General features: G+C 36.9%; 15 protein-coding genes and 1 pseudogene. 1 reads left to right on the top strand and 15 read right to left on the bottom strand.

Annotated elements, in window-relative coordinates; genetic code table 11:
* Positions 1-258 precede the first annotated feature (258 nt).
* The 10 genes and pseudogenes from SH601_RS16400 to glcT all read right to left on the bottom strand — a co-directional run bounded on the left by SH601_RS16400 (position 259) and on the right by glcT (position 9684).
* A pseudogene (locus SH601_RS16400) lies at positions 259-558 on the bottom strand (YfzA family protein).
* Positions 559-810: 252 nt separating this feature from the next.
* Positions 811-1224, bottom strand: a complete 414-nt coding sequence (locus SH601_RS16395; RefSeq protein ID WP_319959417.1) for a S1 domain-containing RNA-binding protein — start codon at positions 1222-1224, stop codon at positions 811-813.
* Between the two features lie 73 nt (positions 1225-1297).
* The gene (locus SH601_RS16390) at positions 1298-1675 is read right to left on the bottom strand and encodes a septum formation initiator family protein (RefSeq protein WP_319959416.1); all 378 of its coding nucleotides are present in this window, start codon (positions 1673-1675) and stop codon (positions 1298-1300) included.
* A 26-nt stretch (positions 1676-1701) separates the two neighbouring features.
* The gene (gene yabQ, locus SH601_RS16385) at positions 1702-2253 is read right to left on the bottom strand and encodes a spore cortex biosynthesis protein YabQ (RefSeq protein ID WP_319959414.1); all 552 of its coding nucleotides are present in this window, start codon (positions 2251-2253) and stop codon (positions 1702-1704) included.
* Positions 2250-2552, bottom strand: coding sequence for a sporulation protein YabP (gene yabP / locus SH601_RS16380; RefSeq protein WP_319959413.1), 303 nt, complete (start codon positions 2550-2552; stop codon positions 2250-2252). Before yabP ends, yabQ begins: the two co-directional genes overlap by 4 nt.
* Before the next feature lie 63 nt (positions 2553-2615).
* Complete coding sequence (locus SH601_RS16375) at positions 2616-2873, bottom strand: RNA-binding S4 domain-containing protein (RefSeq protein WP_319959412.1); 258 nt, start codon at positions 2871-2873, stop codon at positions 2616-2618.
* Between the two features lie 25 nt (positions 2874-2898).
* Positions 2899-4353 (bottom strand): bifunctional methyltransferase/pyrophosphohydrolase YabN, encoded by a 1455-nt coding sequence (gene yabN, locus SH601_RS16370; RefSeq protein ID WP_319959411.1) that lies wholly within the window; start codon positions 4351-4353, stop codon positions 2899-2901.
* On the bottom strand, positions 4350-5918 hold the full coding sequence (locus SH601_RS16365; protein WP_319959410.1) for a putative polysaccharide biosynthesis protein: 1569 nt from the start codon (positions 5916-5918) through the stop codon (positions 4350-4352). The genes yabN and SH601_RS16365 overlap by 4 nt, the downstream gene beginning before the upstream one ends.
* Positions 5919-6662: 744 nt before the next feature.
* Complete coding sequence (gene ptsG / locus SH601_RS16360) at positions 6663-8684, bottom strand: glucose-specific PTS transporter subunit IIBC (RefSeq protein ID WP_319959408.1); 2022 nt, start codon at positions 8682-8684, stop codon at positions 6663-6665.
* A 160-nt stretch (positions 8685-8844) separates the two neighbouring features.
* Entirely contained in the window at positions 8845-9684 is an 840-nt protein-coding gene (glcT, locus tag SH601_RS16355; protein ID WP_319959407.1) for a glucose PTS transporter transcription antiterminator GlcT, read from the bottom strand.
* 146 nt (positions 9685-9830) lie between these two features.
* On the opposite strand from glcT, the gene SH601_RS16350 reads away from it, so the two are divergent.
* Positions 9831-10013, top strand: coding sequence for a hypothetical protein (locus SH601_RS16350; protein ID WP_319959406.1), 183 nt, complete (start codon positions 9831-9833; stop codon positions 10011-10013).
* Between the two features lie 133 nt (positions 10014-10146).
* On the opposite strand, the gene spoVT is transcribed toward SH601_RS16350, so the two are convergent.
* The 5 genes from spoVT to SH601_RS16325 all read right to left on the bottom strand — a co-directional run bounded on the left by spoVT (position 10147) and on the right by SH601_RS16325 (position 16265).
* Positions 10147-10683 carry a stage V sporulation protein T gene (spoVT, locus tag SH601_RS16345; RefSeq protein WP_319959420.1) on the bottom strand — a complete coding sequence of 179 codons (537 nt, stop codon included), beginning with the start codon at positions 10681-10683 and terminating at the stop codon, positions 10147-10149.
* A gap of 132 nt (positions 10684-10815) precedes the next feature.
* Positions 10816-14349 carry a transcription-repair coupling factor gene (gene mfd, locus SH601_RS16340; protein ID WP_319959405.1) on the bottom strand — a complete coding sequence of 1178 codons (3534 nt, stop codon included), beginning with the start codon at positions 14347-14349 and terminating at the stop codon, positions 10816-10818.
* 161 nt (positions 14350-14510) lie between these two features.
* The gene (gene fin, locus SH601_RS16335) at positions 14511-14744 is read right to left on the bottom strand and encodes an anti-sigma-F factor Fin (RefSeq protein WP_319959404.1); all 234 of its coding nucleotides are present in this window, start codon (positions 14742-14744) and stop codon (positions 14511-14513) included.
* A 94-nt stretch (positions 14745-14838) separates the two neighbouring features.
* The gene (gene pth / locus SH601_RS16330; RefSeq protein WP_319959403.1) at positions 14839-15396 is read right to left on the bottom strand and encodes an aminoacyl-tRNA hydrolase; all 558 of its coding nucleotides are present in this window, start codon (positions 15394-15396) and stop codon (positions 14839-14841) included.
* Positions 15397-15644: 248 nt separating this feature from the next.
* Positions 15645-16265 (bottom strand): 50S ribosomal protein L25/general stress protein Ctc, encoded by a 621-nt coding sequence (locus SH601_RS16325; RefSeq protein WP_319959402.1) that lies wholly within the window; start codon positions 16263-16265, stop codon positions 15645-15647.
* Positions 16266-16288 lie beyond the last annotated feature (23 nt).

The raw sequence follows: 16288 nt of genomic DNA, 5'->3' as shown, positions 1-16288 counted from the left end.
GGATTTATTGATAGTTCGTTCACTTCTTTTTCTGTAAAATACTTTTTAGTCATCATGATCCCCCAAATCCATTTTTATTTAAGTATACAAAAAAGAACCCTATAAAGCAGTCCTTTTTTAAAAGTGTCTACTCTATAGGGTACATATTATATTCCTTGAGTCTTTTTTAATATGTAAAGAAAGAATAAAATCGGAGTATTTAGCTAGCTCTGAGCATTATCTACCGAAAAACCAGGATAACTTCACACACTTTTTTTGCTATACTGTTTTTACCCTATCTTTCCTATCCTTTGTTACTCCTATCATTACTTGAATAATGGTAAAAGCTCCTAATCCTACAGTGATCATATTAAACCATGGATTCTCATAGAATGCTAAATATGTTTGGAAGAAATCCAGTTCAACTATATTTGCCAAGAATCCAGTCAATTCTCTATACTTAGGGCCCTATCCTGTTAATTCCACCAAAATAAAGTAAAGCTGAGAAACGAAAAAAGCTAATAAAGTGTGAAACCAACTTCTTTTATAGAACGGTTGTTTTTTATTCGATTTATCCATTTGTTATTCCTTTCCTTCTCTACAATAATGATCAATTTTCTATTAATTGGAAATAATTGCACTATAAGCATATGTTTTAGTCAATATCATCGTTAGCTACTTTATAGGGTAAAAGCTCCACCTTTGCGTTTTCCATTCGCCACCTCTATGACGTCTACATAAAAAAAGAGCTACCGACAAATCAATCGGTAGCTCTTTTATATATATTTACGAGTCACATCCGTCTTTTTTACGCTACATAGACAGCAAGCTTTAGCCCTTTTTCGCTCCTCGTCCTCCGCGTTTAGATTCTGTATGTTTCTTTAAAGTCGCTAGGCGATCTTCAGAATCCTTTAAGAAACGATTCATTTTTTGTTCGAATGATTCGCCTCTTTCACGGTTATTTTTTGGATTTCCTTGATTTTTACGACGATTATTAGATGGTGCAGGGTTATCTTTCGCTTTTTTGATTGATAAACCTATTTTACCATCGTCTTCCACATTAAGAACCTTTACTGTAACTTCATCACCTACAGTTAAATGCTCATTAATGTCTTTCACATAATTATCGGCAACTTCACTAATATGGACAAGACCTGTTTTACCTCCAGGTAATTCAATAAACGCTCCAAAATTAGTGATTCCTGTTACCTTTCCCTGCAACTTGCTGCCTACTTCGATTGACATAAAAAAATTGCTCCTCCTTAGATTTTTTAAAAATATACTGCAACTATATTATAGCCAAGCAATTAAAACGGTGTCAATAAGATGAGTCCTCTTCTGGCAATTTGAAGACAATCTCTCCTTCTTCCGTAAAGAAATAATTCGTTTTCGCTATTTGCAATAAATATTCCTCATCATTTAAAAGCTCTATTTCTTCTTTAAGCTTTTTCTCTTCCTTTTCTAAATCAGACAACTGATCAGTGAGATCTGCATATTCTTGCTGCATATGATGATACTTCACCCGCTGATCAATATGATATGCGACGAGACCTATCATGATGATGGCAGCAACAATTCCAAAGAATAATAATCTACGGTATAATTTCTTTTTTCTACGTTTTTGACGCTTTACTTGAGCATCATGTTGTTCGATATATGCGTCATTTATACGAGATACATTATTGCGCTTAGCCATAATCACCAGGGCCTCCTTCAGCAAATTTAGTCTTCTTTTTTCATTTTACTATAAAAACGCCAAAATGGGTGCAGAAATTTTTGTAATCTTTTTGGTAGTATTCGTATAATAAGAGATAATAGTGTTTTGATTGGCCACAAGGGTATCCGTAAGAGTAACCATAAAAGTCGTATTATCTTCATCACAACAACTACTAACAATGATACAACAAACACTATAGGCTTTACGAGCAAAAGCTTTATTGTACGATACATTAAACGATATATCCACAAAAGAATGTGAATCAATTTATCTAATACCCGCCCAAAACTTTGTTCAAACAAAGCTTTAAACATCGCATATCCGCAAAAGACAGCCAATAATAGATAAAATCGTAGCACCCCTTCATTTACGATAAACAAGAGGAGATATAACACACTCGCTTGCAGCAGCCAAAACAATAACTCCAGTCCATATTTCCATATTATGCTTGACGTCCACAATCGTTCCACCCGTTTAAACGTATAATAACTAGCGCCTAAATAAACGCCAGCTATTATCATCGAAATAATGGTAATAAATTGTGTGCTTAATGTCATTTGAAGAGCTTGCTAAATAGACCTTTAGCCTTCTCCCCATGTTGCTCGTCCAAATAGGATAGCTCATATATCTTCCCTTTGATAGAAACGTGACCAGATTCCACATCAAGATTTTTCATTTGTAGATTTTCTCCGCGAATCACGAGGTAACCCATCACTGTTTGCAGAAGAAATTCTTCACTATCAAAACTATCCACTTCTTTTACACCATCTATCTCAAGCAGACGGCGATTTGTCATCTTCACATGGTGTTCCATTTGTTGTTGTGCTGGCATCGTTTTTTTATCATAGTAATTCATCTATTCTTCCCTCCCTTTTATCCATCATTAATATATGAATAAAAGGACAAGTTTAGAACGTTATTAGTTGATGTACTTTTCGTTTTTAATAGTATATAAATTGCTCGCTTCGTCTTTTTTGACTGTTTCTTTTAATTGCTCAATTTGGATTGTTAATAGTTTCTGACCAAACTGAATCTTCATTTCATCACCAACTGCTACATTTGTTGAAGCTTTGGCGATATTACCATTAATCTCGATTCTACCTTGATCTGCAATTTCCTTAGCTAATGTTCGTCGCTTAATTAAACGCGACACTTTTAAAAACTTATCCAATCGCATACTAATACCTTCCTCTACATTATCATTATTTTTCTAACGCTTTTGCTTCTTCCCAAAAAACATCTAATTCTTCAAGGGTAAAAGAATCCCACGATTTCTGACTTTCCTTTACTTTTGTCTCAACAAATTGAAAACGATCTATAAATTTATGATTTGTTCGCATTAATGCAATTTCTGGATTAATTTTATAATATCTCCCCAAGTTCATCATTGCAAATAGTATATCTCCAAATTCTAGCTCCTGCGCATCAAACTGCTCATTTTTCCTAGCAGCCTTGAACTCTTCTAATTCTTCATAGATCTTCTCCCAGATTGGCTCTGACTCACTCCAATCAAACCCTACTTTCGCAGCTGTCTTTTGAATGTCCACCGCTAATAAGCTTTGCGGTAATCCTTTTGTTACGTGTGCTAACAGACTTTCTTGTTCTTCGCCTTTTTCCTCTTGTTTGATATCATCCCAAAGTTTTTTGACGTCTTGCTCATCTGTTGCATCTTTATCTCCAAAAACATGAGGATGTCTGCGAATCATTTTCTCCGTAATACTAGAGATAATATCATCAATGGTGAAATATCCTTCTTCTTCTCCTATTTGACTGTGCAACATCACCTGCAAGAGAACATCACCTAGTTCTTCTACTATTGCCTCATCATCTTCTCTATCTATCGCATCAACCACTTCATACGCTTCTTCAATGATATATTGTCTCAACGTCTCATGTGTTTGCTTCTGATCCCATGGGCAACCGCCTGGTGCTCTCAATGTAGCTATCACTTCTTTTAGACGATGGAATTGATGACTCAACGCTTCTTTGGCAATCGGTGGTATGTAAACACTTGTTAAATTACTAAGCTCCATCTGCTGATCTAATTCTACTAACGAAATCTCTTGAATGGACTCCGCCTCACTACCAACAGCTTCTACAATATATACAGGATGTTCTGCCGGTAAATCTTCTAATAATGCTAGTTTCACTTCTGATGCTATAAATGCATCATAAACCTGACAAAATACTAAGTGCTGCTCATATTGCAAATGATGGCGTTGGAAAGATGTAGCATCAACAAATTGAAAACCTTCAATTGGATCTATTTTTAATGCGGAAAATAAATCATCTAAAAAGCTTTGTCCTCCAACAATCTCAACTTCCACTTCCTTACGGTTAATTAAGAGCTGCACAGTTTGTTCTGCTAGCATCGGATGCCCAGGAACAGCATAGGTAATTCTACCGTTAGCCTTCGCTTTCTCTACTAATACTTCCGTAATTTCTCGATAAACAGCATCAAATTGATCATGCTTTTCATAGATAGCATCAAATGATTGAAACGATACACCCTCACCTTCTAATGTTTGGATAACTGGATGTTCTAGCGTTCTTACATAACATAGCACATCAGCATTTGTAAGCTTGCGATATATTCCTAATGGCAGCTGATTGATATCTCCACCACCAAGTCCGATAATTTCAATGAAAGGCTTCATTGTCGTCCCTTCTTTCCTTTTTTTAATATTGGTTGCCATTCTTCTTTAGTTAAAACGCGCCACTTCACAACGACTAAAGCATAGACGATTAATCCGACAACGACACTTCCAATCACAAAAACCAGTAAGACGAAACGATTGTCGAATGCAAAGAAATAGAGCGCGATTTTTTTCATGATTACTAATACACTAGCCATCATAGCACTCGCTAGTAACAGTTTGAACCAAGGCATTACGAAAAGGGAATATCCTTGTAACTGTTGTCTTAATAACAAATAATATAGCAGTGCAATAACGAAAACGGTTATAACCGTAGCTATTGCTGCACCTTTAATCCCTGCTAAAGGAATCAATACACCATTCAAAAACATTTTTAACCACAGACCACCGAAGATAATGTAGGCTGTCCACCTCATATAGCCAAAACCTTGTAAAGTAGAGGCCATTGTTACGGCTAATGATGTGAATAATAAAGAAATAGTAACCATTCGTAAACTATCTGTACCTAATTGATTTTGAAAGAGCAGTTGATTCACTTCTGGAAATAACGTAATCAATCCTACCGTTGCACCAAGTGAGAGAATTAAACAGTACTTCATCGTTAATCGTAGCTTTGCTAGTGTATCTTCTCGATTAGATTGCCAATTTAACTTCGTCACAGCTGGCACCAATGCTAGCGCAAGTGATGAGCCTACAACCGTAACTAATTGCAATAATGGTTGACCTCGATCAAATATTCCCTTTAATGTAGTAGCCTCTGTTACGTTCATGCCAAATTTCACAAGGCCCGGAACCATTGTAAAAGCATCAGCAAGCTGCATTAATAACAACAACATATGGTTCAAGCTTATAACGATACCTGCTAATACAATACTCGAAAAGAGCTTACCACTCCCCTTCTGTTGAACAGAAGTATTCTGACTCCAATAACGCTTTTTCCTAGCAAACATATAAAGAAAAAGGAATGATGCTGTTAACGCTACTATACTAGCTATCATTGCACCATCTGCTATTTGATAAACACCTAAATGCCCACTAAAAATGAAAACTGCCGTCACAATAATGATAGCGGCGCGCAGGAGCTGCTCTATCATTTGTGAATATGCAGTTGGCTCCATCCATTCATCCGCTTGCGTTACCCCTCGAAGCAGTGCCACAAAAGGAACAAATAAAAAGACCCAAGATATATGCTTAAGCGGGATAATAAGCTGGTTATCTCCCATCCAATTTGCTAAAACCGGACTGAAAAAGAACAACCCCAAAAAGAGTAGAGCAGAAAATAGCATCATTACTGCTAGCATCTTTCCATATATATACCGGTTATGTTTAAACTCCCGATGCTCTGCTAAAAAGCGTGATATCGCAGCAGGAAACCCATATAAAGCAAGCATAAAAGCAATTCCTATAATCGGATATACTTGCTGATAAATATAAAAACCGATATCACCGGTTAAATTTTGTAATGGTATCCGGTAAAAAGCACTAATGACCTTGCTTAATATTCCCGCTACCAAAAGTGCCAATGCACCCTTATAAACATGCTTTTGCTGTCTTTCACTCGTCATAATCATTATCCTTCATCATCTAAATTCCTAGTCATTATAACATAGACACACACTTTCCTCTTATTATTTAAAGTCTGCAACTACATACCCTCTATGAGCTTTTTTTAGCTGTATAAAAGCGAGAGTTTTCGTCGATTCATATTAGCTATTCGATGAAATGCGCTCACTCATTCTCTTCAAGTGTAGTAGATAACTTATCGCTACGTCAGAATACTCCGCTTTCCACAGGCACAGCCTCAACTAACTTTGCCAAGAAGAACACTTGGCAAAGTGGATTTTCGGCTTGTGCTATTCCTGTAGGAGTCTCCGTATTCTGCCTTCGCTAGATTTACACGTCTGATGTTTGAGAGAAAACAACAAAGGGTTTATGTCCATAGAACACGATGGTCGCATTTGCTAAGGATAGAGATATCCGTGCCACATATGTTCCTACTCGGGAGATGATTTTAACATGTTTTCACTCGCAAACAGTAGAACGCATCATATAGCGGAGACAAAACACGGAGACTCTTGCGGGAACAGTACGAGCTGAAGATCCATTTTTATGAAGTGATCTTCTTCATAAAAATTAGCTGAAGCCGTACCCGCAGAAAGCGTAGTGTTTTGTCGGAGCTTATCCCAGCACTCATCATCAGTAGAATGGAAGAAAGCCCACCTCTCCACGTGAGACTATCGCTTTTATACAGCAAAATTGGTTAACGAAAGAAAAACACGCGCTTCGTTGGGAAACGCGTGTTTTCTTAATTACTGGTTAATTTGGAAGATGTCTCGATCTTCTTTGTTCACTTCGCCAGTTTTATTCAATTGAATCGATTGACCTTCTGCTAGGTTTGTAAAGATAACTGGTGTTACAGTAGATGGCGCATTATTCTTCACAAAGTCAAGGTCTACTTCCATCATTGCTTGTCCTTGCTTCACTTCTTGACCTTCTTCTACTTTCGCTGTGAAGCCTTCACCTTTTAAGTTTACCGTATCAATACCAATATGAAGTAAAATCTCTGTACCGTTCTCTGCTTCAATACCAATCGCATGTTTTGTTGGGAAAATATTTATGATTTTACCGTTAACAGGTGAAACAATTGTTCCATCTATCGGCTTGATTGCAAATCCATCACCCATCATTTTTTGCGAGAATACTTGGTCTGGCACTTCAGATAGTGGCATTACTTCCCCTTGCATTGGGCTTACGAACTCTAAATCTCCTGATACACTTGCATCTGTTGCTGACTCATTGTTTTCTTCTACAACTTTGGTTGGTGTATTACCATCCATAATATCTTGCATCTGTCCTCTAATCGTGTCTGATACAGGACCATAAATTGCTTGAACGTTGTTACCGACTTCCATAACTCCGGAAGCACCTAATTGTTTTAGACGTTCTTTATTGACTTGTTCTTTGTCTGCAACACTAACACGCAGACGAGTAATACAAGCATCAAGGTTTGTAATATTTTCTTTACCACCCATAGCTTCTAAAATTTCGTATGGACGGTCATCTACTTCACCGTCTTCTTCACCAGCATCTTTCGCTGCATCTTCACGACCAGGAGTTGCTAAGTTGAACTTCTGAATTGCAAAACGGAATCCGAAGTAGTAAATAACAGCAAGAACTAAACCGATGATAATAACCCACCACCAGTCAGTACGGTTAGGCATGATACCGAACAAGAGGAAGTCGATAAAACCTCCTGAGAATGTCATACCAATTTTCACATCCAGTAAATACATCGCCATAAATGATAGCCCTGCAAATACTGTATGAATCGCGAATAAGAGTGGTGCGACGAATAAGAATGAGAATTCTAAAGGCTCTGTAATACCCGTCAAGAAAGAAGTTAATGCTGCAGAGAACATAATACCTCCGATAACTTTCTTTCTCTCAGGTCTTGCTGTATGATAAATTGCTAGCGCTGCTGCTGGGAGGCCGAACATCATGAATGGGAATTTACCAACCATGAAGCTACCCGCAGTAAAATCAACACCATCTCTTAATTGCTGGAAGAAGATAGCTTGGTCCCCACGAACAATTTCTCCAGCTGTACTTGTATAACTACCAAACTCAAACCAGAATGGTGAATAGAAAATATGGTGTAAACCAAATGGAATTAACGCACGTTCAATGATACCAAAGATTAATGTTGAGAATGTGCGATTTGTTTCTAGCATAAAGTGTGACACAGCGTTTAAACCATCTTGTGCAAACGGCCATACCACATACATCACCATACCTAAGATTAGGGATGAAAATGCTGTAATAATTGGCACGAAACGTTTACCTGCGAAAAATCCTAAAAACTGTGGCAATTCGATATTATAAAATCGATTATACAGGGCGGCGGCGAGTATCCCGACGATAATACCACCGAATACACCGGTTCCTAAAGTAGGAATACCAAGAATATTCTCATATGCAGCTTGCTCTGTCATTTCTACTGTAATATTTCCGAATACACCCATCGTTACGTTCATAATTAAGTAACCAATAATTGCTGCTAAACCAGCAACTCCATCACCTTTTGCTAAACCGATTGCAACACCGACCGCAAAGAGTAATGGCAAGTTGTCAAAGACGATTCCGCCTGCTTCATTCATTACTTCTAAGACTTTTTGTACCGCGGGATTTCCAAACCACGGGAATCGCTCTACCCAATCGTCTTGGGCGAAACTTGAACCAAACGCTAATAGAATACCAGCAGCAGGAAGTAATGCTACAGGTAACATTAGTGCTTTCCCTACTTTTTGTAAGGTTCCAAATATCTTGGACATAATCTGTTTCCTCCTTGTTGTTAACAACATAGACAAGTAAATAGCAATAAAAAAAAGCATGAGCAAAAGGTATTTTAAGGAAAGTAGAGAAGATACACTTCTCCCCTATCTTTTCCGAAATTAACCTTTTTACTCATGCCTGATCGAATCAGTAACACGTTTATGATTGCGTTAATCGTTGCAAGTGAATCGTTAAATATAAAACTTCCGATTCATCTACTTGTATATTCATTTGTTGTTGCATTATTTTAATCAATTTCCAAGCCAGATTATAGCATAGTGGATAACTATTTTTCAATACTTTAGCTAAATTTGTTTGATCCCCTACTTGCTCACCTTGATAAACCCTTTCAATCGCACGGTGAAGATGTTGTATCAGACGGTGATAATTAATATTATCCTGCTCTAATTTTAATTGGAGATTTTCCTCAATCACGCTTACCAGCTTTGAAATAAGTCGATGATGACGGTTCATATCATGAATTGTTTTGTTCGTGACCGCGCTATGAATATGTAGCGCGATAAATCCTACTTCCCCTTTTGGAAATAGTACCCCTATTTTTTCTTGAATAACAGCTACAACCTCTTCGGCAACTTGATATTCCTTCGGGTACAATGTTTCAATCTCAAACAAAAACGGATTAGAAAATTGAACATTTTGGTGTGCACGGTTAATTGCAAATGATAAATGGTCTGTTAACGCAACATGAATATGCTCATGCAATGTTTCATTCATTCGTTTCTCAATAAGCAACATGATTTCGTGCAGAGCATCCATTACTTCTGGGTCAATGTAAGAAACGAGTTGCTTATACTGTGCCTGTTCTTGTTCATCTCTTAACAGAAAGGTTTTTTCTGCCTGCTCCAGAGGTACAATATCTCCTTTTTTCTTACTGAAACCGATTCCTTTTCCGATTAAAATAACTTCTTTATGTAACGAATGACTTGCGATGATCACATTATTATTTAGCGCTTTCTTCACGATCATTTGTTCATCCATACAATCCACCTCACTTTCCCACCTTAACACAATACACTATTTTACTAAATATCGTCAAAGATATAGTAATGCAATTTATGCCATAGGCTTTTCGTGCTATAATTAACAGAAATTAACTTACTATCCATCAGAAAAGAGGGTGCATGATGAATTTTTCAAAGTACATAAAGGAGTTTCAACCGCTGATCAATATAATCGTGCTCATAGCGGCTACCTATATAATCGTTTATGGAATGACCCTTTCCATTGATCTCCTTGCACAATTAGCGGAAAGCATGTATGCTGTTGGGCATCAATTAGGTGTATTTCTCAAGGATATTTTCAACTAGGGGATTTATATGAATGTTCAAAAGTTAATCTTATGCTTAGATTGCTCGTCAATCCTAACCATCATTACAAACAACTAAAGAATGAATAGTAAAAAGCCAGTTATTTCACCCATTGAATAACTGGCTTTTATTATTATTCCATCTGTTTAGCAAGAAAAACGGCAGCAGTTTGGGCTGCTTTTTGCTCAGCTTCGCCAAAATCTTTCTTGTCTCTCGTAAACAAGATCATGCAACCGATTGGATCACCACCTGCAACAATTGGTTGTAGTAAGTATGCCTCTAACTCTTCTTCTTTATTTTCAATCACTTCGAAGGTAGTCTTACTTGTCTCCAATACCGCATCACGATTATCCATTAATTGATCAACTTGTTTAGAGATATGCTTACCATGGTAATCTTTCTTTGATTCTCCTGATACAGCGATAATTTCATCTCTATCACTAATAAGTACAGATAAACCTAAAGAATCGAATAATGCCTCCGCGTATTCTGTAGCAAAATCACCCAGCTCACTAATTGGTGAATATTTCTTTAAGATAACTTCCCCATCACGATCAACAAAAATCTCAAGTGGATCTCCCTCGCGAATTCGTAATGTTCTACGAATTTCCTTCGGAATAACTACCCTACCTAAATCATCAATACGACGTACAATTCCGGTTGCCTTCATATTAGTCATTAACCTCACTTTCTAAAATTAAACAACACGCATAAATCTTTCTTTGTCTGAAATAATTATGCTGTAAGGTTAGTATGATTAAATAGTTGGGAAACTATACCTTTATCTATCATAATTTCTTGATCAAGCGATAGAAGTTCGTTGCATATCGCTTAACGTCTGGATGAATTCAGCTAAAATATCATATCGTTTTACTAATTGGTCTTTGTTAAAACGGAATACAACCTTCAATTTACGATTTTCTGTACCTAATTGTATAAGTCGTCCGTATTGATTAGCGAATTCAAATAATTTAGCTCCATCTAATTCCTGACTTCGCGCTTCCTCTACAATAACTTCTATTTGTGATTTTCGTTCAGATATCGTTTCAATTCGTTCTTTTTTAGACATCATCTTCAGTGTAGATACATGGAATAAGTTACTTACTTCTTCTGGATAGTCCCCGAAACGATCAATCAATTCATCACGCAAGTCGTGAATATCCTCTTGGGAGTAAATACTTTGGAATCGTTTATACATATCAATTTTCTGCTTCTCATCTGGAATATAAGTATCCGGAATATATGCATCAATCTTAATATCTAACTCTACTTCAAATGGTTGTATTTCCTCCACAGCTTTTCCTTGTTTCTTCGCTTCTACTGCTTCATTTAACATTTGTGAATACATATCAAATCCGACAGAATCAATAAAGCCGTGCTGCTGAGCACCTAGTATGTTTCCAGCACCTCGGATAGACAAATCACGCATTGCAATTTTGAAACCAGATCCTAATTCCGTAAATTCCTTTATTGCTTGTAATCTTTTCTCTGATACCTCGGTTAAGATCTTATCTTGCTGGTACGTAAAATAAGCATATGCAACACGATTGGAACGTCCTACCCGACCACGCAATTGATAAAGCTGACTCAATCCCATCCGATCTGCGTCATACACAATTAATGTATTAACATTTGGAATATCTACACCTGTTTCAATAATTGTCGTACTTACTAATACATCTGCTTCCCCTTCTAAAAAGGAGAACATCACATTTTCTAATTCAGACTCATTCATTTGTCCGTGAGCAAATGTCACCCGCGCATCTTCCACTAATGCTTGAATATCTTGTGCGACCTTCTCAATCGATTCTACCCGATTATATAAAAAGAACACTTGGCCACCTCTAGATAACTCCCGTTCAATTGCTTCCCTCACTAAAGGTGCATTATATTCCATAACGTACGTTTGGATTGGAAAACGATTTTCTGGTGGTGTTTCAATAACGGATAAATCACGAACCCCAAGCATCGACATATGCAATGTTCTTGGAATTGGCGTAGCTGTTAATGTTAGTACATCGACATTTGATTTAAGCTGTTTAATTTTTTCCTTATGTTTTACACCGAAACGTTGCTCTTCATCAACAATTAATAGTCCTAAATCTTTATAGACAACATCTTTAGATAATAATCGATGTGTACCAATTACGATATCGACTGTGCCCGCTTTTAAACCTTTCAATGTTTCTGTTTGTTGTTTTCTCGTTCTAAAACGGCTCATTAATCCTATATTGATAGGATACTCTTGAAATCTTTCGATAACTGTTTCATAATGCTGTTGCGCTAAGATAGTTGTTGGCACTAAAATAGCAACTTGTTTACCATCTGCAATTGCTTTAAAGGCTGCACGTATTGCTACTTCTGTTTTCCCGTAACCTACATCTCCACAGAGCAAACGATCCATCGGGCGTTCTTTTTCCATATCTTTTTTTATTTCTTCTATACAACGGAGCTGATCGTCCGTCTCCTGATACGGAAAGGCTGCTTCAAATTCCCGTTGCATCTCTGTATCTGGTGAAAAAGCGTATCCTTTTGCCGCTTCTCGTTCTGCATATAATTTCATTAGGTCATCTGCAATGTCTTCCACTTTCGATTGAACTTTACTTTTGACTTTTTTCCAATCGTTGCCGCCTAACTTATATAATTTTGGTTCCTTTCCTTCTGAACCAACATATTTTTGCACCAAATCAATTTGATCAATTGGCACAAACAGCTTATCGTCACCAGAATATTTAATGAGCATAAAATCTTTATGCAAACCACTTACTTCTAGTGTCTCAATTCCAATATATCGCCCAATACCATGATTAGTATGCACGACATAATCGCCTACTTGTAATTCTTGATAGCTTTTAATTCGTTCTGCATTGGAAATCTTCTGCTTTCGTTTCTTTCTTGGTGCTTTTTGTTTAAATAATTCATTTTCCGTAATGACGGCAAGTTTGTGCATTGGTAGTTCAAAACCAGCACTAATATTTCCTGTTGTGATGACCGGCTGTTTGATTGGTAAAACTGGGATTTTTTCACTTATAACAGGGCTCATTTGATAATCTTCAAGTACAGATTGAATCTTCTCCACTCTACTTTCATTCGGTGCGAAAATAATAACCGAGAAGTCATTTTTTTGCCAACGTTCCATTTCATTTTGCAACAAGTTCATTTGTCCATGAAACTGTTGCATCGCTCGAGAGGACACGCTAACAATATTAGCTGGATTGGTATTCGGAATGTGACGTAGAAAGACAGATAAATATAATTTCTGTCCGCTCATATTATTCCATACATGTTGCCAATCAAACGATAGCTTAATGTCTCTAACAGCCTTACTTCTTTCTAAATTATCCTTCAACCATTCTTGCTCTTCCGTATCTAAATGGGCCGCGGTTTCTTGAATTCTACTCATTTCGTCTAAAACAAGCAAACCATCCTCTGGTAGATAATCTAGTAAACTATAGTTATCCTCATAGAAAAAGGATGCATACTTCCTCATCTCTTGGAAACGCTCGCATTGGTTTAGACGGTCTATGTCCGCAGTAATCGTTTCCGTCAACACTTGTTGATCTGCAGTATTTTTCATCTTTTTTAACGTATCACTTAATGATTGCTCTAAACGTTGCGATGCTGCTACCATATCACTGTCTTGCAGTAATAGTTCTGATGCTGGCGTAATCACTACTTGTTCTTGCTTATCTAATGATCGTTGTGATTCAGCATCATAATAACGAATAGAATCAACTTCATCATCAAACAGCTCAATTCGAAGTGGTTGTTCTTCTGTAATCGGAAAGACATCTAAAATTCCACCACGTAAACTAAATTCTCCTGGACTTGATGCCATATCTTGTCTAACATAACCCATCTCCACTAAATATTCTAATGTTTGATCGATATTAATTACTTGATCACGCGCAAAATAAAGCTGGTATTTTTTCCAGTATGACACAGGTGGTAGCATTCGCTTAAGTGCTGCAATAGGTGCAATTAAAATGGCATTCTCATTATTCAGCCAACCAGTCAGAGAGGTAATACGTTGACTTAATAGTTCTGGACTAGCAGTTGCTAATTCAGATGCAAGCAGTTCATTCACAGGGTACAAATAAACATGCTCTTCATCCATAAACTCTGTCATATCTTCATATAATTGCTGTGCTTGTGTTAATTGGTGTGTAACCACCAATGTTTTTTTCTTTGTGGACTCCTGAACGATTGTAGTAAAAATACTTCTAGACGCACCAGATAATCCCGAGACCACTTGTTCCTTTAAGCCTGACTCAATGCCACCAATAACCGAGTGGACATCATCACGGCTTGTTAAATATTGTTTCATCTCATGCATAAAATGTTCCCCCTAAACACCTTCAAACTAATATATGTTCATTCTGTTAAACCATGCAAAAATGCTTTGGTGAACATACCAAAGCTTATTTCTAAAACATACAAGATTTCCCTCAGCGTATATACTGAGGGTAAGTATTGTCCTACATAATTTTCAATTGATCATTGAATAAAATGATCTAATTCATGATATTGTGGATGTTGTTCTAATAATTGCTCACAATTTTCACAAATTGCATGAAGCGTTACTGTTCGATCTGGTTGATAATGCATAAGCTTATTTTTTTCTTCCATTGTTAGCATATTCCAACCAAGCTTCTCTAAGTCCAACATTTGTGGTTTAAGTCGACCTATTTCTACTCCACAATGTCTACACTTATATAATAAAGTCATCATCTATGCCTCCTTCACCAGAAAGCTTTCGTTTAATCATTAGTGTGCCCGGTAAAAGTTTTAACTATACTTGATGATGACTTTTTCATTTACGATATTAATTAAATTCATTCATTACTTTTGGAAATGGTTGTTTGATCCATGATTCCATGGCGTCTGCCGCCCGTTCAATTGATTCATTTAGTATTTCTTGTTCGTCTTTATCAAATTTACCTAAAACATAATCTATTACGGTAATGGGACTTGTTGGTCTCCCAATACCAAAGCGTACTCTATTAAATTGCTTTGTACCTAATTGATCGATACAAGAACGAACACCATTATGACCACCATGTCCACCTGTTTGTCGTAATCTCACTTTGCCTAATGGTAAATCTAAATCATCATATATAACTGTTACATCTTCAGGCTGAAGATTATAAAAATCCATCAATGGTCTGAGCGATTCACCTGACAAGTTCATATATGTCTGTGGTTCTAGCAAAATCACTTTTTCACCTTCCACATTTTCCATTGCGAAATGACCTTTGAATTTACTCTTATTTAATGTCCAACCATTGCGTTCCAAAAGTTTATCGATCACCATAAAACCTACATTATGTCTTGTTTGTGCATATTTTGTTCCTGGGTTTCCTAAACCTACAATACATTTCATCGTATCATGTCTTCCTTTAACTATTTTTTTCTTCCTTATAGTTTAACACAAATAAAGAACAACCTTAACTTTGATGAATGACCGAACATTTATTCTTTTCAGTCCTTCGGGCATTCATCTCGCTTATGAGCGACTCTAGCTTTAGTCTATTCACTCTTTCGGGCTTTCATAGTGAAAAGACGCAACTAGTAACAGTTGCGTCTTTATGTTTATCATGGATAAACATCCTGATAACTTTTTTTATCTCGTTATTCTTTATTCTTTTGGTTGATCACTTCTGGCTCACTTTGTTCCTCATCAGTTGGTGTTTCCTCTGGTTCTGCACTAGGAACTAGAATAGAAACAATCGTAGTTGCTTCATCTTCCAGGATTTCATAGCCCTTACCATCTTTCAAATCAGAAACAGAAATACTATCTCCAACACTTAATTTGGAAACATCTATCGTTATTTGTTCTGGGATGTCATTTGGTTTTGCTCTAACGGACAATTCATACAATGGTTGTTGTAGAACACCGCCTTCTTTCACGCCGACAGCTTCACCTTCTAAAGAAATAGGGACTTGTACATCCATCTCTTCTTTCATGTTCACTGCATAGAAGTCAGCATGCACGAGTTCATCTTTCAATGGATCTGTTTGATATTCGTGCAGTATAACATCGACAGTTTCACCATCTATCTGCAAGGAGATAATTGCATTTTTTCCTTCATCTCGAAGTGTCTTCACTAACTCCAGGCTGTTAACTGCCACGGTTTTTGGTTCCACTTGATAGCCGTAAATAATGCTTGGTACTTCACCTGATTGTCTTAATGCCTTGGTGTAAGAACTTTGTAAATTCTCTCGTTTTTGTGCATCTAATGTTACTGCCACTATAATCACCCTCCATAGAAATA

Origin of the sequence: Gracilibacillus pellucidus (assembly GCF_033949965.1) — a bacterium.
GTDB classification, from domain to species: domain Bacteria; phylum Bacillota; class Bacilli; order Bacillales; family Amphibacillaceae; genus Gracilibacillus; species Gracilibacillus pellucidus.
Note: the sequence above shows the minus strand (reverse complement) of the source record. Positions and strands in the feature narration are given on the sequence as shown.